This is a genomic window from Pseudoalteromonas sp. J2K-J599 (genome assembly GCF_059295115.2).
In genome coordinates this window covers 3,369,107-3,390,284 of sequence record NZ_CM200271.1, presented here as the reverse complement: position 1 = coordinate 3,390,284, position 21,178 = coordinate 3,369,107, and the positions used below count along the sequence as shown (strand labels likewise).

General features: G+C 39.8%; 16 protein-coding genes. 13 read left to right on the top strand and 3 right to left on the bottom strand.

Annotation, left to right across the window (positions count from 1 at the left end; all coding sequences use genetic code 11):
- Position 1 precedes the first annotated feature (1 nt).
- On the top strand, positions 2 to 3,121 hold the full coding sequence (locus AC5NT5_RS15275; protein WP_182675636.1) for an efflux RND transporter permease subunit: 3,120 nt from the start codon (positions 2 to 4) through the stop codon (positions 3,119 to 3,121).
- A gap of 200 nt (positions 3,122 to 3,321) precedes the next feature.
- A complete protein-coding gene (locus tag AC5NT5_RS15270) occupies positions 3,322 to 3,777 on the top strand; it encodes a hypothetical protein (protein WP_002957844.1) in 456 nt (151 codons plus the stop codon).
- Between the two features lie 137 nt (positions 3,778 to 3,914).
- Here AC5NT5_RS15270 and AC5NT5_RS15265 read toward each other — a convergent pair whose 3' ends face one another.
- A complete protein-coding gene (locus AC5NT5_RS15265) occupies positions 3,915 to 4,421 on the bottom strand; it encodes a glycine cleavage system transcriptional repressor (RefSeq protein WP_002957843.1) in 507 nt (168 codons plus the stop codon).
- A gap of 380 nt (positions 4,422 to 4,801) precedes the next feature.
- Here AC5NT5_RS15265 and AC5NT5_RS15260 point away from each other — a divergent pair, with 380 nt between their 5' ends.
- The 7 genes from AC5NT5_RS15260 to AC5NT5_RS15230 all read left to right on the top strand — a co-directional run bounded on the left by AC5NT5_RS15260 (position 4,802) and on the right by AC5NT5_RS15230 (position 13,449).
- Positions 4,802 to 7,036, top strand: a complete 2,235-nt coding sequence (locus tag AC5NT5_RS15260; RefSeq protein WP_494513852.1) for an ABC transporter permease subunit — start codon at positions 4,802 to 4,804, stop codon at positions 7,034 to 7,036.
- Between the two features lie 15 nt (positions 7,037 to 7,051).
- Positions 7,052 to 8,701 (top strand): phosphate ABC transporter permease PstA, encoded by a 1,650-nt coding sequence (gene pstA, locus AC5NT5_RS15255; RefSeq protein ID WP_002957841.1) that lies wholly within the window; start codon positions 7,052 to 7,054, stop codon positions 8,699 to 8,701.
- Between the two features lie 27 nt (positions 8,702 to 8,728).
- Complete coding sequence (gene pstB, locus AC5NT5_RS15250; protein ID WP_002957840.1) at positions 8,729 to 9,556, top strand: phosphate ABC transporter ATP-binding protein PstB; 828 nt, start codon at positions 8,729 to 8,731, stop codon at positions 9,554 to 9,556.
- Positions 9,557 to 9,602: 46 nt separating this feature from the next.
- Positions 9,603 to 10,304, top strand: a complete 702-nt coding sequence (phoU, locus tag AC5NT5_RS15245) for a phosphate signaling complex protein PhoU (RefSeq protein WP_007586465.1) — start codon at positions 9,603 to 9,605, stop codon at positions 10,302 to 10,304.
- Between the two features lie 150 nt (positions 10,305 to 10,454).
- A complete protein-coding gene (locus tag AC5NT5_RS15240) occupies positions 10,455 to 11,132 on the top strand; it encodes a TIGR00153 family protein (protein ID WP_002957838.1) in 678 nt (225 codons plus the stop codon).
- A 39-nt stretch (positions 11,133 to 11,171) separates the two neighbouring features.
- On the top strand, positions 11,172 to 12,440 hold the full coding sequence (locus tag AC5NT5_RS15235; RefSeq protein ID WP_024597536.1) for an inorganic phosphate transporter: 1,269 nt from the start codon (positions 11,172 to 11,174) through the stop codon (positions 12,438 to 12,440).
- An 82-nt stretch (positions 12,441 to 12,522) separates the two neighbouring features.
- Positions 12,523 to 13,449 carry a hydrogen peroxide-inducible genes activator gene (locus AC5NT5_RS15230; RefSeq protein ID WP_002957836.1) on the top strand — a complete coding sequence of 309 codons (927 nt, stop codon included), beginning with the start codon at positions 12,523 to 12,525 and terminating at the stop codon, positions 13,447 to 13,449.
- Between the two features lie 18 nt (positions 13,450 to 13,467).
- Here AC5NT5_RS15230 and AC5NT5_RS15225 read toward each other — a convergent pair whose 3' ends face one another.
- Both AC5NT5_RS15225 and AC5NT5_RS15220 read right to left on the bottom strand, forming a co-directional pair.
- The gene (locus AC5NT5_RS15225; protein ID WP_002957835.1) at positions 13,468 to 13,680 is read right to left on the bottom strand and encodes a hypothetical protein; all 213 of its coding nucleotides are present in this window, start codon (positions 13,678 to 13,680) and stop codon (positions 13,468 to 13,470) included.
- Between the two features lie 191 nt (positions 13,681 to 13,871).
- Positions 13,872 to 16,403 carry a two-component system response regulator gene (locus AC5NT5_RS15220; protein WP_494513853.1) on the bottom strand — a complete coding sequence of 844 codons (2,532 nt, stop codon included), beginning with the start codon at positions 16,401 to 16,403 and terminating at the stop codon, positions 13,872 to 13,874.
- A 186-nt stretch (positions 16,404 to 16,589) separates the two neighbouring features.
- On the opposite strand from AC5NT5_RS15220, the gene queA reads away from it, so the two are divergent.
- The 4 genes from queA to secD all read left to right on the top strand — a co-directional run bounded on the left by queA (position 16,590) and on the right by secD (position 21,172).
- The gene (queA, locus tag AC5NT5_RS15215; protein WP_002957832.1) at positions 16,590 to 17,621 is read left to right on the top strand and encodes a tRNA preQ1(34) S-adenosylmethionine ribosyltransferase-isomerase QueA; all 1,032 of its coding nucleotides are present in this window, start codon (positions 16,590 to 16,592) and stop codon (positions 17,619 to 17,621) included.
- A gap of 183 nt (positions 17,622 to 17,804) precedes the next feature.
- Positions 17,805 to 18,932, top strand: coding sequence for a tRNA guanosine(34) transglycosylase Tgt (tgt, locus tag AC5NT5_RS15210; RefSeq protein ID WP_002957831.1), 1,128 nt, complete (start codon positions 17,805 to 17,807; stop codon positions 18,930 to 18,932).
- A gap of 25 nt (positions 18,933 to 18,957) precedes the next feature.
- Entirely contained in the window at positions 18,958 to 19,293 is a 336-nt protein-coding gene (gene yajC, locus AC5NT5_RS15205) for a preprotein translocase subunit YajC (protein ID WP_002957830.1), read from the top strand.
- 19 nt (positions 19,294 to 19,312) lie between these two features.
- Positions 19,313 to 21,172, top strand: a complete 1,860-nt coding sequence (gene secD / locus AC5NT5_RS15200; protein ID WP_002957829.1) for a protein translocase subunit SecD — start codon at positions 19,313 to 19,315, stop codon at positions 21,170 to 21,172.
- The last annotated feature ends 6 nt before the right edge of the window (positions 21,173 to 21,178 follow it).

Below are 21,178 nucleotides of genomic sequence, written 5' to 3'. Positions count from 1 at the left end.
TATGATAACTGCCATTATTCGTTGGTCTGTTGGCAATCGCTTTTTTGTGTTGTTGCTTACATTTATTTTACTGGGTGGAGGATTGTTTGCACTAAAAAATACGCCCGTGGATGCCTTACCTGACTTATCTGATGTTCAGGTCATTATAAAAACTACTTACCCGGGGCAAGCGCCGCAAGTAGTGCAAGACCAAGTTACATTTCCGCTCACCACTGCAATGCTTTCTGTGCCGGGTGCACAAACTGTAAGGGGTTTTTCGTTTTTTGGTGACTCGTACGTTTACGTTATTTTTGACGAAAAAACTGATTTGTATTGGGCGCGTAGCCGAGTACAAGAATACCTAAGCCAAGCAGCAAACCGTTTGCCCGATAGCGCTACGCCAGAGCTTGGCCCTGATGCAACAGGCGTAGGTTGGATTTACTTATACGCACTAATTGATAAAACAAATAAACACGATATTAGTCAGCTACGAAGCTTACAAGATTGGTTTTTAAAGTTTGAGCTACAAACTGTGCCCGGTGTATCTGAAGTGGCTGCTGTTGGTGGCATGGTTAAGCAATACCAAGTCAATGTAGAGCCTGATAAATTACGTGCATATGGTATCCCGCTTAGCCTTATTCAAACGGCGATTCAACAAGGCAACCAAGAGATGGGCGCCTCGGTAGTTGAAATGGCTGAAGCTGAATACATGGTAACAAGCACAGGCTACATTAAAAGTGTTGCCGACCTAGAAGCTATTCCGCTTGGTGTAAACGCTAATGGTACTGCGCTGCAATTGCGTGATGTAGCCGATATTAGAGTCGGGCCGCAAATGCGCCGTGGTATTGCAGAGCTTAATGGCGAAGGCGAAGTAACCGGCGGCATCGTTATTATGCGCTATGGCGAAAATGCACAAAAAACCATTGAGCTGGTAAAAGCAAAATTAGAATCGCTTAAAAAGGGATTGCCAGAGGGCGTTGAAATAGTCCCTGTGTACGATCGCTCCAACTTAATAAATAACGCGGTAGATAATCTAACAAGTAAGCTAATTGAAGAGCTGATTGTAGTTGCTTTAGTGTGTGTGGTGTTTTTGTTTCATGTGCGCTCATCATTGGTGGCAATTATTACGTTACCGCTTGGCATTTTAACGGCATTTATAATTATGTATTGGCAGGGGATTAACGCCAACATTATGTCTTTAGGAGGAATTGCAATAGCGATAGGCGCAATGACCGACGGCGCTATCGTCATGATTGAAAATATGCACAAACATATGGAAAAAACGCCACTTACCAACGAAAACCGCTGGGAAGTTGTGGCTAAATCGGCGAGTGAAGTGGGTCCTGCATTATTTTTTAGTTTATTAATTATTACCGTCAGCTTTATGCCGGTATTTATTTTAGAAGCGCAAGAAGGACGTATGTTTGCGCCACTGGCTTACACTAAAACCTATGCTATGGCGGCGTCTGCTGGGCTTGCGATTACCTTAGTGCCGGTATTAATGGGTTACTTTATTAGAGGTAAAGTTATTTCGGAGCAAAAAAATCCAGTTAACCGATTACTCGTCGCAGCGTATCGCCCACTACTTAACTGGGTGCTTAAATTTCCAAAAATGACATTGGTACTCGCGGTGGTTGTTTCTGTTATTGGCTTTTACCCGGTAAACAAAATAGGCAGTGAATTTATTCCGCCACTTGATGAGGGCGACTTAATGTATATGCCCACAACGTATCCTGGTTTATCGGTAGGTAAAGCGCGCGAAATACTACAGCAAACCGACAAGCTAATTGCCACAGTACCCGAGGTTAAAACAGTATTTGGTAAAGTTGGGCGAGCAGAAACTGCAACAGATCCTGCGCCGCTTACAATGATAGAGACGTTTATTCAGTTAAAACCAAAAGATGAATGGCGCGAGGGGATGACTCTTGAAAAACTTAAAAAAGAACTCGACGGTTTGGTTAAGTTTCCGGGGTTGACGAATGCGTGGGTAATGCCAATTAAAACACGTATTGATATGCTCGCAACCGGTATTAAAACTCCCGTGGGCATTAAAGTTGCGGGACCAAAGTTGAGTGAAATTCAAAAAATTGGTCAACAAATAGAAGTGCTTTTAAAAGATCTACAAGGCACCGCATCGGTTTATTCAGAGCGAGTAGCTGGTGGGCGTTATATAAAAGTAGATATAAATCGTGAAAAAGCGGCGCGTTATAGCTTAAACATTAGCGACGTACAGCAAGTTGTATCTACTGCAATAGGTGGTACAAACGTAACTCAAACCGTTGAAGGGCAAGAGCGCTACCCTGTTAATTTACGTTATCCGCAAGCATACAGAGACTCGCCAGAAGAGCTAATGTTGTTACCTATTGTAACGCCTACAGGGCAGCGTATAGCACTTGGTGATGTAGCTGCTGTATTTATTGAAGATGGACCGCCTGGTATAAAAAGCGAAAATGCACGTTTAAACGGTTGGAGTTTTATTGATATAGATGGCGTTGATATTGGTACTTATGTCGAGCACGCTCAGCAAGTGCTCGATAAAGACCTAATACTACCAGCTGGCTACTCAATTACGTGGGCTGGGCAGTATGAATACATGCAGCGCGCTAAAGACAAACTGACTTATGTATTACCACTTACATTAGCGATTATTATTGTGTTGCTTTATCTTAATTTTAGAAGCTTTGCTGAGGTCACTATTATTATGGCTACGTTGCCACTGGCAATGATTGGTGGCGTATGGCTAATGTATTTAGAGGGCTTTAACTTTTCAGTTGCAGTAGGTGTGGGCTTTATTGCCTTAGCTGGGGTAGCGGTAGAAATTGGGGTCATTATGTTGGTGTATTTAAACCAGGCCTATCAAGAAAAATGCATCGAAGCAGAGCAGACTGGTAAGCCACTTAGTTTAGTGCAATTACAGCAAGCTATTATTGAAGGTGCAGGGCTTCGAGTACGCCCGGTTATGATGACTGTCGCGACAATTATTATTGGCTTGCTACCTGTGCTGTATGGCACAGGCACCGGAAGCGAAGTAATGAGTCGAATAGCTGCACCTATGGTTGGCGGTATGGGCAGTGCAATTGTACTCACCTTACTTGTTATTCCTGCGGTTTACCTACTGTGGCGCAAACAAGGACTTAAATAATATAAAGCAACAAGACGATAGAGCAGTGCGGTTACTACTCACGCATTGCTCTATAAAAATTACCTATAATTTGTAAGTTATTCTATTAAATTGCTAACCAATATCCATTTTGAAATTAACCTTCTGTTTTTAAATGGTTTTTTAATTGGCACGCTTTACGCAGTGTAGTACCTATACAGTCAACTAAGTAAGGAATGCACATGCAAGTTAAAACAATTAAAGAGGTATACGATTGGACCGTTTTGTTTCATACGCAAATGGCGGCTAATTTTCATAGCGTAAAGGATTTACTCGATGAACATAATGCAATGCTGGTGGACTACTACCTAAATTACGAAAAAAAACTCGCTGAAGATTTAGTCGGGTTTAAAGCGATAACCGAAATAAATACGCTTGATACGTACTGTTATGAATACTTTGCTAAAAATCCTGAGCTAATTACTTTCGAAGACATTAGTAAAGACCAGCAATTTGATGAGAAAGTTATTCAAGCTTATTTATCAGAGCAGCATCAAAAGGTGATTGAATTATACGAATACTTACTTGAGCGCGCTGAAACTCAAAGTGGCCAAGAAAAGCTGCAACAAATACTAGAGCTGGAAAAGCAAGGTATAAAGCAAATGATGCAAAGTACGAATCGTCATATGGATATGTAGCTTTATAAGATAACTATTTAAAATAAGCCGATGCTTGCATCGGCTTATTTTATGTCTGCGTTAAATAACCCGCAGAGGGCTTTGATAAACTGGCTAAAATAATATGCGTGTCAACGTGTGGCACGCACCTAGGGATGTCAAACTTCTTCTGTATCTACAATTAAATCACTTGTTATTGATTCCAATGCTTCAATGACTTCATCTTTATTCATACCATTGGGTAAAGTAACGGTAGCCACAGCACTAAAAATAGGCACCCCCCAATTAGGCGCACTTTGCTGCCTTGAATTTAAATGAGTAATGTTAGCGCCTTTGTGGCGTATTACACTCGCCAACTCTTGAACAATACCTGGGCGATCGTTACCTGTAATAACCAGATTGATTTGTTCTAATGTTGATGGTTCAATTTCTGTGTTTCCGGTTTCAATTCGAACGTCTAACTTAGGTAACTTATTTAAAGCGCTTTGTAATGATTGAAAGTGTTCCTCAGCAACTTCAAGTTGAATAATACCTGCAAAATGACCTAATAAATGGCTTAAGTTACTGCTTAGCCAGTTGCCATGATTTTGTAGCACGACGGATGAGATACTCTCTACTAAACCTGGGCGATCTTGCCCTAAAATAGTTATAACCAACTGCTTCATAAATAATTCTCTTTTTAAGCCCAAAGAAAGTAAATGCATAGGCATTAAGTGTATTGTCTAATCTAAATTGTGTTGTTGTACTTTTTATAAAACGTTGATTTTAAAGTAATAAAAATAAATGTGGTTGTGTTGACTATACGCGGTATTAATAGTCATTCTTTTTTTAGTAAGTACTCTTTTAGTATTGACCTCGATAAATGCTTTGTCCAATTATTTTATAATTTAGTTCACTTAAAAATCATCTATATGAGACTTATTTAGCGATTTTCTTTGCTAGTTTTATTTAGAACCGTTTTAACGTGCTTATTATTACTGCTGTAACATTACTGTCATCTTGATGAAATATAATTTATACAACGTTAAGATTTAAGGGTGTTTTGATGACTTCAAATCCGAATAAACCGACTTTTAATACGGATCGAAGCCGTCTATTTAAAGATCGGTTTGCCAAATTTGGTATAACCGCAGGTGGGATAATGGTATTGGTAGCACTGCTATTAATATTCTTTTACCTTCTTTATGTAGTACAGCCAATTTTTGAATCAGCAAAAGTAGAAAAACGCGATAGCTTTCAGGTCGCTAATTCGCAGCAAATAGCAGGCCTAGGTGTAGAAGAGCAAACTGAAGTTGCTTATTTACTCAGTCAGCAAGGGCAGGTTGATTTTTACAGTGTGCAAGATGGCAGCTTTGGTAAAAAGCTTAAAACATTAAACGCCGAGCTACCAAGTGATGCAACAAGCTTTGCAACTAGCGCGCCTTTTCAAGGGCATTATGCGTTTGGTTTAAAAGATGGCACTGTAATGGTCGTAGCACCTAAATTTTTGGTCACCTTTCCTAATAACGAGCGTAAATTAACGCCTCGTTTAGACTTTCCTCTTGGGGAAATGGCTCTGGAAGTAGATGAACAAGGCTCAGCTATTAAACGCTTTGCATTTAGCCGCTATGAAGACAGAACAGCCGTTGTCGCACTTACAGAAGACAAACGGGTGCTGTTTAGCAGTTTTGTTGCTGAAGAGAATATGTTTACTGGCGAAGTTGAGTGGGTTGTTGAGCGCACAGAGCTAGATGTTGAAGGGCGTGTAGATGAGCTATTAATGTCTCCAGATACAACCCGTACTTTTGTACGTTCTGCTAATCAAGTTTACGTATACGATACACGTGACCCAAGTGATGTAGAGCAAATTCAGTTACTTTCAGCTAACGAAGAAAATGCCAATATTGTATCTGCACAATTACTAGCAGGTGCAAACTCATTAATGCTTGCCAATGATAACGGCGAAGTTTCGCAGTGGTTTGAAGTTAACACTGACACTGGCCGCGAATATCAAAAAATACGTTCATTTGAAACGACTAAGCAAAGTAAATTAAATGTATTTACAGAGTTCTACCGTCGTACTTTTTTTACGACCAGCAGTAACGGTGAGCTTGGGGTGTACTACACAACAAGCGAAGCAAAATTATGGCAAGGTAAAGTAAGTGAAGGCGCAATACAAAACTTTGCAATTTCACCGCGTTCAAATGCTGCATTAATTTTGGCGGATAACAAACTAACAGTATTAGAAATACATAACGAGCATCCAGAAGTCACTTGGTCAGCGCTTTGGCAAGAAGTGTGGTACGAAGGTTACCCAGAGCCAGGTTATATATGGCAGTCAACATCAGCCAGTGATGACTTTGAATCTAAGTTTTCATTAGTGCCAATTTCGTTTGGTACATTAAAAGCAGCCCTTTATGCGATGTTATTTGCAGTGCCTATTGCGCTTTCGGCGGCAATTTACACGGCATACTTTATGTCGAGTAAATTACGTAAGGTAGTTAAGCCTACGGTTGAAATAATGGAAGCATTACCAACCGTTATTTTAGGTTTTTTAGCCGGTCTTTGGTTAGCTCCTTTGATAGAAGAGCACTTACCTGCAATTGTTGGGTTACTCATATTATTACCTTTAGGTATGTTAGCGACAGGTTTAGCTTGGACTAAATTACCAACCAAAATCCGTCATCGAATTCCTGAAGGATCTCATTCAATTATCCTTATTCCGGTCGTTTTATTTATTGGCTGGTTTTCGTTTGCGATGAGTGAATTTGTTGAGCTTTGGATGTTTGACGGCAATGTACGTCAGTACTTAACAAATGAGCTGGGTATGACATTCGATCAACGTAACTCGCTTGTTGTAGGTATTGCGATGGGGTTTGCAGTTATTCCAACTATATTCTCAATTGCAGAAGACGCCGTATTTAGTGTTCCAAAGCATTTATCAAATGGCTCATTAGCATTAGGTGCAACGCAGTGGCAAACACTAATACGTGTTGTATTACTAACAGCAAGCCCTGGTATTTTCTCTGCGGTAATGATGGGACTTGGCCGAGCCGTTGGCGAAACCATGATTGTACTTATGGCAACGGGTAATACACCTATTATGGATTGGAGCATCTTCCAAGGTATGCGTACGCTTGCAGCAAATATTGCAGTTGAAATGCCTGAGTCAGAAGTAGGTAGTTCGCATTACAGAATATTGTTCTTAGCGGCCTTTGTACTATTCATATTCACATTCATTTTTAACACAGTCGCTGAGTTTGTTCGCCAGCAACTGCGTGAAAAATATAGCTCAATGTAAGCGGAGAGACATGACATGGTAAAGCAGTGGTTTAAGTCTGGTTCTCCTTGGATTTGGATGACCGGTGGTGCAGTGAGCATCAGTTTAATTTCAGTTTTAGGCTTATTAGCAATGATAGCCTGGAAAGGATTAAGTTTTTTCTGGCCTTCAGAAGTTGTACAGTTTGAACTTGAAGGGTCAATTTCAAAACAAACCGTTATTGGCGAAGTTTATGACCGTGAATTAGTACCAAAAACGCGTTTAGCCGCGACAGGTATTGACGTTAGCGGATTTGAAAAAGAAGAAATAGAGCGCTTACTTATTAAAACAGGTAATCGTGAGTATGTAGATTTAGACTTTCGTTGGATATTAGAAACCGATATTAAAAATAAAACAACGCCAGCAACGCTTGCTGTATTTGAGCGTAGTAAAAACGGTAATTTTTATGGTTATGTTGAAAGTGTAATTAAAGATGGTAAACCAGTCGAAGGCGATAAAATTGAAGCTCTACATGAACTTGTAGAGCGTGCCGTGGATTTAAACGACGAAGCACTTGATTTACAAAATGGTGACATTGGGCATATTAACTATGAGCTTGAGCGTCTTCGTTTAAAAGAAAAGGGCTACTTACTAGATAACGCACTCACTGATGAACGTGTTGCTGAGCTTGCTCAAGAGCGTGCTGAATTACGTGCGCAGTATGGTGTACTTGAAAAAGATTTATTTGCACTACGTAAACAAGCTAAACGTGACCACGTAACTGTAAAAGATATGCGCGGTGAAGTAGTTACGATTCCAATGTATCAAGTACTTGATGTTTGGTTTCCAAATGATATGGGCTTTTTTGCAAAGCTAGGGCACTACTTTGTGCAGCTAGGTAAGTTTGTATCTGATGACCCACGTGAAGCAAATACAGAGGGCGGTGTTTTCCCTGCTATATTTGGTACTGTGTTTATGGTTATGCTGATGGCTGTAATAGTGACGCCGTTTGGTGTTGTTGCTGCAATTTACTTACACGAGTATGCCGCTAAAAATGCAGTCACTAAGATGATTCGTATTGCGGTGATTAACTTGGCCGGTGTGCCTTCAATTGTGTACGGTGTATTTGGCCTCGGCTTTTTTGTATACATGTTAGGTGGTAGCTTAGACCAATTATTTTACCCTGAAGCGGCACCAACGCCAGTATTTGGTACGCCAGGTGTAATGTGGTCGGCGTTAACGCTTGCTATATTAACTTTGCCAGTTGTTATTGTATCGACTGAAGAGGGCTTATCTCGTATTCCAAGTACCGTACGTGACGGTTCACTAGCGCTTGGCGCAACAAAGGTTGAAACGTTATGGCGCATAATTATTCCAATGGCAAGCCCTGCAATTATGACTGGTTTAATACTGGCAGTTGCGCGTGCTGCAGGTGAAGTTGCACCATTAATGTTAGTAGGCGTTGTAAAAATGGCCCCTACATTACCACTTGATGGTAACTTCCCGTATTTTCACTTAGATAGAAAGTTCATGCACTTAGGCTTTCATATATACGATGTTGGCTTCCAAAGCCCTAATGTTGAAGCGGCACGTCCGCTGGTATACGCCACTGCCTTTTTATTGGTGTCGGTGATTATTACCCTAAACATAACGGCCATTGGTATACGTAACCATTTACGTGAAAAATTCAGATCGCTTGAACACTAATTAGTAAAGATTTTATAGGTAACAAAAATGATTACAGTCGCTCCACAAGTAAACCAAGCTAATATTGGTCAAAAGTTAGACCTAGAAAATTTAACGGATGATCAAAAAGCGCTAGAGATTAAAGACCTCGATCTTTACTACGGTGATAAGCAGGCGCTTAATAAAGTAAATATGAACATTCCTAAAGGCCAAGTAACTGCGTTTATCGGGCCGTCTGGGTGTGGTAAATCAACATTACTGCGTTGTATTAATCGCATGAATGATTTGGTTGATATTTGCCGTATTGAAGGTGAAATATTACTCCATGGTCAAAATATTTACGATAAGAGCGTAGATGTAGCAGCACTTCGTCGTAATGTAGGCATGGTGTTTCAGCGCCCTAATCCATTTCCTAAATCAATTTATGAAAATGTAGTTTATGGCCTGCGCTTACAAGGCATTAAAGAGAAACGTAAATTAGATGAAGTGGTAGAGCAATCACTTCGTGGTGCTGCTTTGTGGGATGAAGTAAAAGATAGATTGCACGATAGCGCGTTTGGCTTATCGGGTGGTCAGCAACAACGTTTAGTTATAGCTCGCTCAATTGCAATTGAGCCAGAGGTACTTTTACTTGATGAACCAACATCAGCACTCGACCCTATTTCTACTTTGGTAATCGAAGAGCTAATAAACGATTTAAAAAACAAATTTACCGTTGTTATTGTTACACACAACATGCAACAAGCAGCGCGTGTATCTGATCAAACAGCCTTTATGTATATGGGCGAATTGATTGAATACTCAGACACAAATACCTTATTTACTACACCAACGAAGAAAAAGACTGAAGATTACATTACCGGTCGTTACGGTTAATTAGCCCGTTATAGCGTGTTGTACAAGATTAAGAGAGAAGGTAACTATGGAACATAATATTAATAAGCATATTTCTGGGCGCTTTAACCAAGAACTAGAAAATGTACGTAACCATGTATTGAGTATGGGTGGCTTAGTTGAGCAGCAATTAAATAGCGCGCTTGATGCGGTGAGTCGTAACGATGCTGAGCTTGCTCAAAAGGTACGTCAGAACGATTACAAAGTAAATGCAATGGAAGTCAGCATTGATGAAGAATGTACGCGTATCATTGCTCGTCGTCAGCCTGCAGCAAGTGACTTACGTTTAGTGATTGCAATTGCAAAAACTATTGCAGATTTAGAACGTATTGGCGATGAAGCTGAGCGAATTGCTAAAGTTGCACTAGACTCATTTACTAAAGATCAACAAGACTTGCTAGTAAATATTGAGAATATGGGCCGCCAAGTTTTAAAGATGTTACATGATGTACTAGACGCATTTGCACGTATGGATGTGCAGCGCGCATTTCAAGTACATAAAGAAGATGCAAAAGTTGACCGTGAATATGAAGCTATCACACGTCAAATAATGACTTATATGATGGAAGATCCACGCTCAATCCCTAAAATTATGGACTTAGTTTGGTCTGTTCGTTCATTAGAGCGCATAGGGGATCGTTGTCAAAATATTGCGGAATACATTATTTATTTTGTAAATGGCAAAGATATTCGTCATACATCTCAAGAAGATATAGAAAAATCGCTATAATTTTTTACCTATTTTTCTTTTTTATTAAAGCGGCTTAGTGCCGCTTTGTGCATTGCAAGCCTTAGTGAAGTAATAAAAAGCGTTCACAATCTTGGTTAATACTGTAAAATTCATGCTGCAAAGCATATCAATTTGATTAAAGGGTCAGTTATGCCTACAAACGCGTTTTTAGGAGTATTTGCAAAATCTCCTATCAAACCAATGGAAGAACACATCAAGAAGGTTCATCAAGCAAGTAAAGCTTTGATACCTTTTTTTAATCACGTATTTAAAGAAGAGTGGGTACAAGCTGAAGAGCTTCGCATCACTATTCGCAATTTAGAACGTGAAGCTGATGATATGAAAAGAGATATACGTTTACAATTGCCACGTGGTTTATTCATGCCGGTAGAGCGTACAGATCTTCTCGAATTAGTAACTCAACAAGATAAAATTGCCAATAAAGCGAAAGATATTGCAGGACGAGTGATTGGTCGTGAAATGACCATTCCTAAAGTTATGCAAGCTGATTTCTTAGCTTACTTAACCCGTTGTGTAGATGCGACTAAACAAGCATCTAAAGCAATTAACGAATTAGAAGAATTGCTAGAAACGGGTTTTAAAGGTCGAGAAGTCACCTTAGTAGAAAAAATGTTAGTTGAATTGGATGCCATAGAACAAGACACGGACGAAATGCAGATAAAAGTACGCCGCCAGCTACGTGATGTAGAGGGTGAGTTAAATCCAATTGATGTTATGTTTTTGTACAAAATCATTGAATGGGTTGGCGAGCTTGCAGATATTGCAGAGCGCGTAGGATCACGTCTTGAGCTGATGTTAGCTCGTTAATTTAAAATCAGTTCAAACACGAAAGATTAAGGTTTTACAATGGATATCATTGCATCTTACGGCACGGTATTAATTTTAATTGCCGCAGCAGTCGGCTTTTTTATGGCTTATGGTATTGGCGCGAACGACGTAGCGAACGCCATGGGTACATCTGTAGGTTCAAAAGCGCTAACAATCAAACAAGCTATTTTTATAGCGATGATTTTTGAATTTGCAGGCGCCTATTTAGCAGGTGGTGAGGTTACATCAACAATTCGTAAAGGAATTATTGATGCAGCACCATTTGCAGATATTCCGGAATTAATGGTTCTGGGTATGATTTCGTCTTTATTTGCAGCCGGCGCTTGGTTATTAATGGCCTCCTTCTTAGGCTGGCCTGTATCTACAACTCACTCAATCATTGGTGCAATCATTGGTTTTGCGTTAGTTGCAGTAGGTACTGAGGCGATTCAATGGGATAAAGTAGGTGGTATTGTAGGTAGTTGGATTATAACACCTGCCATATCAGGCTTTATTGCATACTTAATATTCATGAGTGCACAAAAACTTATTTTTAATACAGATGCACCACTAAAAAATGCTAAACGTTATGTCCCTCTTTATATGGGCTTAGCAGGTTTTATCATGGCATTGGTTACAATTAAAAAGGGCTTAAAGCACGTTGGTATAGACCTAGGCTCAGCTGAAGGCTATGCACTGTCAGTAGGTGTTGCAATAGTTGTTGCTGTGATTGGTAAAATTGCCATATCTCGCTTAAATATTGATCCAAAAGCAGATAAACAAATGCAGTTCAACAATGTTGAAAAAGTATTTGCTGTTCTTATGGTACTAACAGCATGTTGTATGGCATTTGCACATGGTTCCAATGACGTTGCTAATGCAATTGGTCCACTAGCAGCTGTTGTAAACATTGTTGAAAACAATGGTGAAATTGCTAAAAAAGCAGCTATTGCTTGGTGGATTCTACCTCTAGGTGGTTTTGGTATTGTTGCTGGTCTTGCTATTTTAGGCAAAAAAGTAATCAAAACAATCGGTGAAGGTATTACACATTTAACACCTAGCCGTGGTTTTGCTGCTGAACTAGCTGCTGCTTCTACCGTTGTTATTGCCTCAGGTACTGGTATGCCAATCTCTACTACTCAAACCCTAGTGGGTGCGGTATTAGGTGTAGGTATGGCACGTGGAATTGGCGCCCTTAACATGGGTGTTATCAGAAACATTGTAGTTTCTTGGGTAATTACATTGCCAGTTGGCGCTGCCCTTGCTATTGTTATTTTCTACGTACTAAGAACCGCATTTGGGGTTTAATAAAAAAGTACTCAAAGACTTTTAGCTTGAAAAGATCTCAATGCCCTAGGTGTTGGGGTCTTTTTATTTGTGGAAAGAAAAAATGACTAACCTTCCAAGTATTAAACAACTACAGTATTTATTAGCTGTTCATCAACATCAGCACTTTGGCAGAGCCGCTAGCGCCTGCTTTATAGGACAATCTACTTTAAGTAGCGCTATTCAAAATCTTGAAGAAACACTAGGCTGTCAGCTAATTGAGCGTGAAAATCGCAGCCTGATGTTTACCAGTATTGGTGAAGAAGTTGTTGAGCGTTCTCGTAAAATAATTAACGATACAATTAGTTTAAAAGAGCTTACAAAAAGCTTTTTAACACCACTAAGTGGTAAGCTGACTGTGGGGGTTATACCTACAATTGCAAGCTTTATAGCGGCTCCGCTTTATCATTTTTGTAAAGAAACCTTTTGTGATTTAGAGCTGGTATTAATTGAAGATACGAGTGACAAGCTACTGGATAAACTTGAACATGGGCATATTGACTTAGCGCTACTTGCACTGCCGTACGAAACAGATAAATTTCATACACAAGTATTGGCAAAAGATCAGTTTAGTTTAGTGCACCATAAGGATTACAGCGCTGCAAAGGGCGTAGTCGACTTTAACCTATTACCAGAGGCTAGCGTATTCTTATTAGAGCGCGAGCACTGCATGACGGGCCATGCGCTTAGTGCATGTCATTTAAACCGTGCCAGTTGTATTAACCCATTTGAAGCTGCAAGCTTACATACTCTATTAAGCATGGTTGAGCATCAGCTCGGGGTGACTTTTTTACCACAGATGGCGATTAATGCGGGTATTTTAGATAATAAAAATATGGTGGCTACACCATCACAAAGTGATGCATATAGAGATATTGGTATCTTGTGGCGTAAAACTACGGGCCGAATTCGAGACTTTAGGCTATTTAGTCAACAGCTTGAGGTATTTTTAAAGCGTCAATGTAGTTTAGATTTTTCTAAAGCAGAATAATAAGTGAACTAAAGCAGCCTACAAAGGCTGCTTTTGATTTTGAAGATGACTTTCAAAAGGCTCAAGTTCAGGTAAAAATAATAAATAAATCCATACCACCAAGTTAAAGTAAGGCACGCAGCCTAATACAGTAAATACCTTAACTGGGTAGCCTTTAATATTCGCGTAGCGGTAACACTGATACGCGATTGCAAAATGTATAATCAGTAATAACATAACTAGTTGTGTCATACCTTCTTCCTTAAAAGCTTAAATAGCTTTGAAACCCACTATAAATATCGGTACTATGCCGCCAAAAGGTAATGTCATGTTTTTAAAGTGAAATACATAAAAAGGCACGACATTTTTTATTTGATGCTGAAAGTATAGGCAAGAAAGGTAATATTGGTAGTAATAAAATGATTAAAATTGTTTAATTTTGTTTATTTTGGGCTAGCTTGTTGTTGGTAAAACGTTTTATTTTTAGAAATTTTTTCGAGTTCATCTTTTACTTTTTCAACAGGTATTGGGCGTGCAATAAAGTAGCCTTGCCCATAATCAACACCAATTTCTTTTAGTGCAAAAAATATCTCTTCGTTTTCAACGTACTCAGCTACAGAGCGCTTATCGAGAGACCGACTAATATCATTTATTGCTTTTACTAACGCTAAATCTATAGGGTCATTGAGCATATCACTTACAAATGAGCCGTCAATTTTCACATGCTGTGCTGGTAGCTGTTTTAAATAATTAAATGTACTAAATCCAGTTCCAAAATCATCGATAGAAAAATGACAGCCTAAGCTATTAAGCTTCTCAATCATTTTACGAGTGGCCTTTAGGTTATTAATACTCGCAGATTCAGTTATTTCAAAAATTACCCGCGAAGCAGGCACGTTATACTTTTCAAGGTTTGATTCAATTAATGGCAATAAGCGTTCATCTAAGAACGATTGTGCTGACAAATTAATAGCAACTTGGTTTAACTCTGGGTGCTTAGATACACAAGCAATAGCATTACGTATAACGCATTGATCCATCAAAAATGTGTCGTTAAGCATTTCTAAAGAGGGAATAAACTGATTTGGGTATACGAGTTCACCTTTTAGTTTTAAGCGTAAAAGCGCTTCAAAATAAGCAACTTTACACTCTTTAAAATCCCAAATAGGTTGGTAATGTAGTTCAATATTATCTTGCTGTAGTGCTTGGCGAATTTCGTGGCCCCATTCAAGCCCTGTTTGTAGTGTATTGTTTTGAGCATCTTCTTTTGAATAGCAATGTACTAAGTTACGCCCTAGGTTTTTGGCAATATACAAAGCAATATCGGCTTGTTTTAAACACTCATTAGGGTCGTTATTTTGTGTCGTGATTTGAGTTAAACCAATAGAGCAGCTAATAGTGTATATCTGATCTTTTGATTTAAAAGCATGTTTTTCTATCGCACTACACACACCTTCTGCAATAAGGTGTGCATCCAGTAAATTCATATTGGTAAGTATGACTGCAAATTCATCCCCACCAATTCTGCATACCAGGTGATCGTCGCCAATATTTGCTTTAAATAATTGCGCCACTTCTTTTAAAACTATATCGCCCTGATGATGGCCTTTACTGTCGTTTATTATTTTAAAGTGATCGAGGTCAATATAAATAACAGCATGCTCTATGCCATCATAGGTGTATTTATCTTGGCATATTTTATTAAGCTGTTGATCAAAATAATAACGATTATGTAAACCTGTTAATGGGTCATGGTGTGCTAAATGACGTAGTTGAATCTCAGCTTGCTTTCGTTCGTGTATATTGTCGATAGTTGCGGTTATGGTCGCGTTATTACGGCTATTTTTTATTAGCTGCAATCTGCATTCAACCCAAATTAAATTGCCATTTTTGTGGGTTAACTTTACTTCTATTTGTTGCTGTTGCTCGCCACCATGTAAAATATCGTTAATAGTGTAGTCAAGCCTTCCTTTATCTTCGTTATTACAATAAGCGCTTAATGGGTTTTGTAGTGATGATTTAACACCAAAACCGCTTAATGTTTCCCATGCGGGGTTAATAAAACGAATATTACCTTGCTGATCGAGCTCTAAAACAACTGTATTTAAGTGCAATAAAATACGCTGATGAGCAGAAAATAACTCTTTGTAACGCACTTCGCTCACGCTCAATTGTTCTACTTTGTAAGCAAATTCAGCATAACTCACCATAAAATCTTCACGTCGTGCGGCGTGGTCACACACTTTGTTTAAAAATGAAGGATCGTAAGGGGCTCTGATAAAGTCGGTAACACCCGAAAGCAAAAGCTGCTCAGCGTAATCGGCATCGTCACTTTCTATAATTGTAACAATAGCTTGTTTAGAATTGTGCTGGAGGATTTCTTCAACGAGTACACTCGAGCTCTCTGCACTTGATGTAGTGGCATCGAGTAGCACAATTGAAAACTGCTGTTGGTTATAAGCGTTAAGTGCCGCTTTAGCTGAAGTTACGTGAGTGATAGCAAAGTTTAACTTTAACTGTTCACTTATTTTGTCGGCCGTATTTTGAAGTGGCTCTAATAATAATAAGTTTAGCCGGCTACTTTTTTCTAAGTGAGTAGATAAAACATTCGCAAGTACTTGAGGGAGCATATCTTTGTGCTCAAACGGTAGCACAGCATCTATCCCATAGCTTCGGGCTGTTGTTTCGGCAATCCGCTCACAGTAAATTGGCGGAATAAGTAAGATTGGTGTGTTTTTTGGTGTTTTTAATAATCCTGAGCGGATCATCCTAGAAAAGCGCCAGCCATCAATTTTACCAACATTAATGCCCGTTATTATAATATCAACAGGGTGTTGTTTTAAAAGCTTTAAAGCTTGTAGACTGTCTTGGGCATCAATAAAGGTAAATACATTTAAGCTATCTAAAGTGCCCTTAATCACGCGACGTTCAGCACTACTTGCGTTTAATATTAGCAATTTAAGCTGGTTTGGCACGAGTTGAACACCCCTAATATAACTTATAATAATTTAGCCGAATAAGAATAGTGACATTTAACCATAAGAACAAGAGAATTTAATGGCAAACACGCAAACAGACATTATAAGTTTGGCTGATTTCTTGAGCTTAATATCCGATACATATACACTTGGCGCGATTTTAAATGATGTGGATTACTAATTATGCGCGTGGCTGACTTTAGCTTTGACTTACCTGATGAATTAATAGCTCGCTTTCCTAAAGCGGACAGAACCAGCAGCCGTCTACTCACTTTAGATGGCCCAAGCGGAACTTTAGAACATAAAGTGTTTAGCGATATACTTGATTTAGTAAACGAAGGCGATTTATTGGTCTTTAACAATACACGCGTTATTCCAGCACGTATGTTTGGTCAAAAAGCTTCAGGCGGAAAAGTTGAAGTACTTGTAGAGCGGGTATTAGATGAGCATCGCGTACTTGCGCATGTACGGGCAAGCAAGTCGCTTAAGGTCGGTAACGAAGTTATTTTAGAAGGCAAAGCCAAGGCAATAATGGTTGCACGCCACGATACTTTATTTGAGCTTGAGTTCGATCATAGCCAAAACGTGCTAGATATACTTAATGATATTGGCCATATGCCACTGCCTCCTTATATTGACCGACCTGATACCGATGCTGACCGTGAGCGCTATCAAACTGTTTATGGAGAAAAGCCAGGTGCAGTTGCAGCACCAACTGCAGGTCTACATTTTGACGATAAGTTAATGACAGCACTCAAAGATAAAGGCGTAAATATGGCTTTTGTTACGCTACACGTTGGCGCTGGTACTTTTCAGCCGGTACGAGTTGATAGTGTTGATGAGCATGTAATGCACTCAGAGTACATAGAAGTACCTGATGACGTAGTTGCAGCTGTTGCGCAAACTAAAGCAAATGGTGGGCGTGTAATTGCGGTAGGCACAACTTCAGTTCGCTCATTGGAGTCGGCTGCTAAAGTTCACGGCGGCAAGTTAGATACGTATTTTGGTGATACCGATATATTTATTTTTCCGGGTTATCAATTTAATGTTGTTGATGCCATGGTCACAAATTTTCACTTACCAGAATCAACGCTTATAATGTTAGTCAGCGCATTTAGCGGCCAAGACAATATTATGGGCGCTTACAATACTGCAATAGAGCAGCAGTACCGCTTTTTTAGTTATGGCGACGCGATGTTTTTAACACGTAAGTAACAAAATATTGTTTAATACTCAGTCGAATATATTAAAACCCCCAGCTTAGTTGCTGGGGTTTTTGTTTGCGGCAATTGGCAAAACTGAATTTATCGCAGCTAATAGTATTAGTGAGGCAAAAAGGGTAGAATCAGGCGGTTAAATTATAGCTTGTTGGACTGTTTTTCCGACATTGAGGATGATATGAAATTTGAATTAGATTGTACTGACGGAAAAGCGCGCCGCGGCCGCTTAATTTTTGACCGTGGTGTAATAGAAACACCTGCTTTTATGCCTGTTGGTACTTACGGTACTGTAAAAGGTATGACGCCAGATGAAGTTAAAGCCACTGGTGCGCAAATATGTTTAGGTAATACCTTTCATTTAATGCTTCGCCCAGGTACTGAGATCATTAAACAACATGGTGATTTACACGACTTTATGAATTGGGACTTCCCAATTTTAACTGACTCAGGCGGTTTTCAAGTATTTAGCTTAGGCGCAATGCGCAAAATCACTGAAGAAGGCGTTTTATTTCAATCTCCAGTAAATGGTGATGAAATTATGATGTCGCCTGAAAAGTCGATGGAAGTACAGCGTGACTTAGGTTCAGACATCGTTATGATTTTTGACGAGTGTACGCCATACCCAGCGACTGAAAAAGAAGCTAAAGATTCTATGGAGTTATCTCTTCGTTGGGCTAAGCGCTCAAAAGAAGGGCATGGCGATAATCCATCTGCTTTATTTGGTATTATCCAAGGTGGTATGTACCCAGAATTACGTGCACAATCACAAGCTGGTCTTGAAGAAATTGGTTTTGACGGTTATGCATTAGGCGGCCTATCAGTAGGTGAGCCTAAAAACGAAATGATGAATATCCTTGATCATTGTGCGTTTAAAATGCCAGAAGACAAGCCTCGTTACCTTATGGGTGTAGGCAAGCCAGAAGACTTAGTTGAGTCGGTTCGCCGTGGTATTGATATGTTTGACTGTGTTATGCCAACACGTAATGCGCGTAACGGCCATTTATTTATTACCACGGGTGTAGTAAAAATACGTAACGCAGTGCATAAAACAGATACAGGGCCACTTGACCCTGAGTGTGATTGCCATACGTGTAAAAACTATTCACGAGCTTATTTGCATCACCTTGATAAATGTAACGAAATTTTAGGTGCGCGACTAAACACAATTCATAACTTACGTTACTATCAACGTGTTATGGAAGGTTTACGTAATGCAATTAGCGAAGGTAAATTAGAAGAATTTGTACAAGATTTTTATGCTCGCCGAGGCCAAGATGTGCCAGAGTTAGCAGATATAAAAAATTAAACTTTAAAATTAAAGAGGAAGTATCATGAGTTTATTTATTTCAAATGCACACGCAGCAGCTGGTCAACCTGCGGCAGGCGGTGGTTGGGAAATGCTAATAATGTTAGCTATTTTCGGTTTGGTTTTTTACTTTTTAATCTACCGCCCACAAGCTAAGCGCGTTAAAGAGCACAAAAGCCTAATGAGTATGATGGCTAAAGGTGATGAAGTACTTACCCAAGGCGGTTTAGTGGGTAAAATTGTGAAAATTTCTGAAGAGAAAGATTTCATCGTTATCTCTTTAAACGAGCAAGCAGAAGTTACAGTACAAAAATCTGCAGTATCTGCAGTATTGCCAAAAGGCACAATGAAGTCGCTATAAAAATAATAAGGACGACCCCGTGTTAAACAAGTTTCCAGTTTGGAAGTATTTACTTGTTTTAGCTGTGGTAGCCATTGGCCTTTTATATGCCTCTCCAAACTTGTATGGTCGCGATCCGGCCATACAAGTTTCAGGTGCTAAAGGCGCTGATGTCGATCTCAGTGTTGTAGACAAAGTAAACGCAATCCTTAAAACAAATAATGTAACCGCTAAATCGACAATACTTGAAGATGGACAAATTTTAGTTCGTTTAAAAAATGTTGAAGAGCAACTTAAAGCGCATGACTTACTTCGTGATTCGCTGAGCGATGATTACATTTCTGCTATTAATATGGCACCTGCTCAACCAGCTTGGTTAAAAGCGGTTGGTGGTAACCCTATGAAGCTAGGTCTTGATTTAAGTGGTGGCGTACATTTCACCATGGAAATCGACATGGCAACAGCGGTTGATAACCAGCTTGAGCAAATGGAACAAGATTTTCGCAGTGACCTGCGCGAAGAAAAACTACGTTATCGTAGTGTTCGCCGCGTAGCAGGCTCCGATCGTATGCGTGTAGAAATGCGTACCGAAGAAGACAAAAATGCTGCAGAGAGTTTCTTAGAAACTCGCTACCCGCTAAATGTCTACATTGATGACAGCAGTAACGATAAAGCATTTTTTGCGACAATGAGTGAGCAAAAACTCAAAGAAATTCGTGACTACGCTATCAAGCAAAATGAAACGATTATTCGTAACCGTATCAACCAAATTGGTGTTGCAGAGCCTAACGTACAACGCCAAGGCGCTGAGCGTATTATTGTTCAACTACCAGGTATTCAAGATACTGCACGTGCTAAAGAAATTTTAGGCGCGACAGCAACACTTGAATTTCGTGAAGTAGACGAAAACGCAGATATTAGCGCTGCTGCCCAAGGTCGTATCCCAGCGGGTACTGAAATGATCATGAGCCGCGACGGTTACCCTGTTGTACTTAAAAAGCGTATTATTTTAGAGGGCAGCCATATTACGGGCGCGCAATCTGGCGCTGATGAATACCAACGTCCGCAAGTAAGTATTACGCTAGATAGCAAAGGTGGGGCAAAAATGAATGCCTTTACCAAGCGTGCTATTGGTAAGCGTATGGCAACGGTATTTATTGAGTACAAGCCATCAGGTAAAAAAGATGCAGACGGTAAAGCGCTTCCGCCTATTAAGGTTGAAGAAGTTATTAACGTAGCAACGATTCAAGCCCGTCTTGATCGCTCGTTCCGTATTACCGGCATTGATAACCCAGCAGAAGCACATAACTTAAGCTTACTACTTCGTGCTGGTGCACTTGTAGCGCCAATTCAAATTGTTGAAGAGCGCACAGTAGGCCCAAGCTTAGGACAAGAAAATATTGAAGCGGGTATGACTGCGGTTGCACTTGGCTTTGCGTTTGTACTTGTGTTTATGCTTGTGTACTACAAAGGTTTTGGTATGGTTGCAAACCTTGCGCTTGCGGCTAACTTAGTACTAATTGTAGGTGTTATGTCTTTAATTCCGGGCGCTACACTTACGCTACCTGGTATTGCCGGTATTGTATTAACGGTAGGTATGGCGGTTGATGCTAACGTACTTATTTTTGAACGTATACGTGAAGAGCTGGCCGATGGCCGTAGCCCTCAACAAGCGATTCATTTTGGTTACGATAGCGCATTTAGCACTATATTTGATGCCAACATCACGACACTAATTGCTGCCATTATACTGTTTGCAGTGGGCACTGGTCCGATTGCGGGCTTTGCAGTGACACTTGCGATTGGTATTTTAACTTCAATGTTTACAGCCATCGTTGGTACCCGTGCGGTAATCAACTTATTTGTTGGTGGTAAACGCATTGATAAACTTTCGATTTAAGGAGCA

Bases quoted from the DNA above. Each gene is read 5' to 3' on its own strand.
- AC5NT5_RS15225 (WP_002957835.1), bottom strand. From the start codon at position 13,680: ATGACACAACTAGTTATGTTATTACTGATTATACATTTTGCAATCGCG.
- tgt (WP_002957831.1), top strand. From the start codon at position 17,805: ATGAAATTTGAATTAGATTGTACTGACGGAAAAGCGCGCCGCGGCCGC.
- AC5NT5_RS15260 (WP_494513852.1), top strand. From the start codon at position 4,802: ATGACTTCAAATCCGAATAAACCGACTTTTAATACGGATCGAAGCCGT.
- AC5NT5_RS15235 (WP_024597536.1), top strand. From the start codon at position 11,172: ATGGATATCATTGCATCTTACGGCACGGTATTAATTTTAATTGCCGCA.
- yajC (WP_002957830.1), top strand. From the start codon at position 18,958: ATGAGTTTATTTATTTCAAATGCACACGCAGCAGCTGGTCAACCTGCG.
- AC5NT5_RS15240 (WP_002957838.1), top strand. From the start codon at position 10,455: ATGCCTACAAACGCGTTTTTAGGAGTATTTGCAAAATCTCCTATCAAA.
- AC5NT5_RS15265 (WP_002957843.1), bottom strand. From the start codon at position 4,421: ATGAAGCAGTTGGTTATAACTATTTTAGGGCAAGATCGCCCAGGTTTA.
- pstB (WP_002957840.1), top strand. From the start codon at position 8,729: ATGATTACAGTCGCTCCACAAGTAAACCAAGCTAATATTGGTCAAAAG.
- pstA (WP_002957841.1), top strand. From the start codon at position 7,052: ATGGTAAAGCAGTGGTTTAAGTCTGGTTCTCCTTGGATTTGGATGACC.
- phoU (WP_007586465.1), top strand. From the start codon at position 9,603: ATGGAACATAATATTAATAAGCATATTTCTGGGCGCTTTAACCAAGAA.
- AC5NT5_RS15275 (WP_182675636.1), top strand. From the start codon at position 2: ATGATAACTGCCATTATTCGTTGGTCTGTTGGCAATCGCTTTTTTGTG.
- AC5NT5_RS15270 (WP_002957844.1), top strand. From the start codon at position 3,322: ATGCAAGTTAAAACAATTAAAGAGGTATACGATTGGACCGTTTTGTTT.
- queA (WP_002957832.1), top strand. From the start codon at position 16,590: ATGCGCGTGGCTGACTTTAGCTTTGACTTACCTGATGAATTAATAGCT.
- AC5NT5_RS15230 (WP_002957836.1), top strand. From the start codon at position 12,523: ATGACTAACCTTCCAAGTATTAAACAACTACAGTATTTATTAGCTGTT.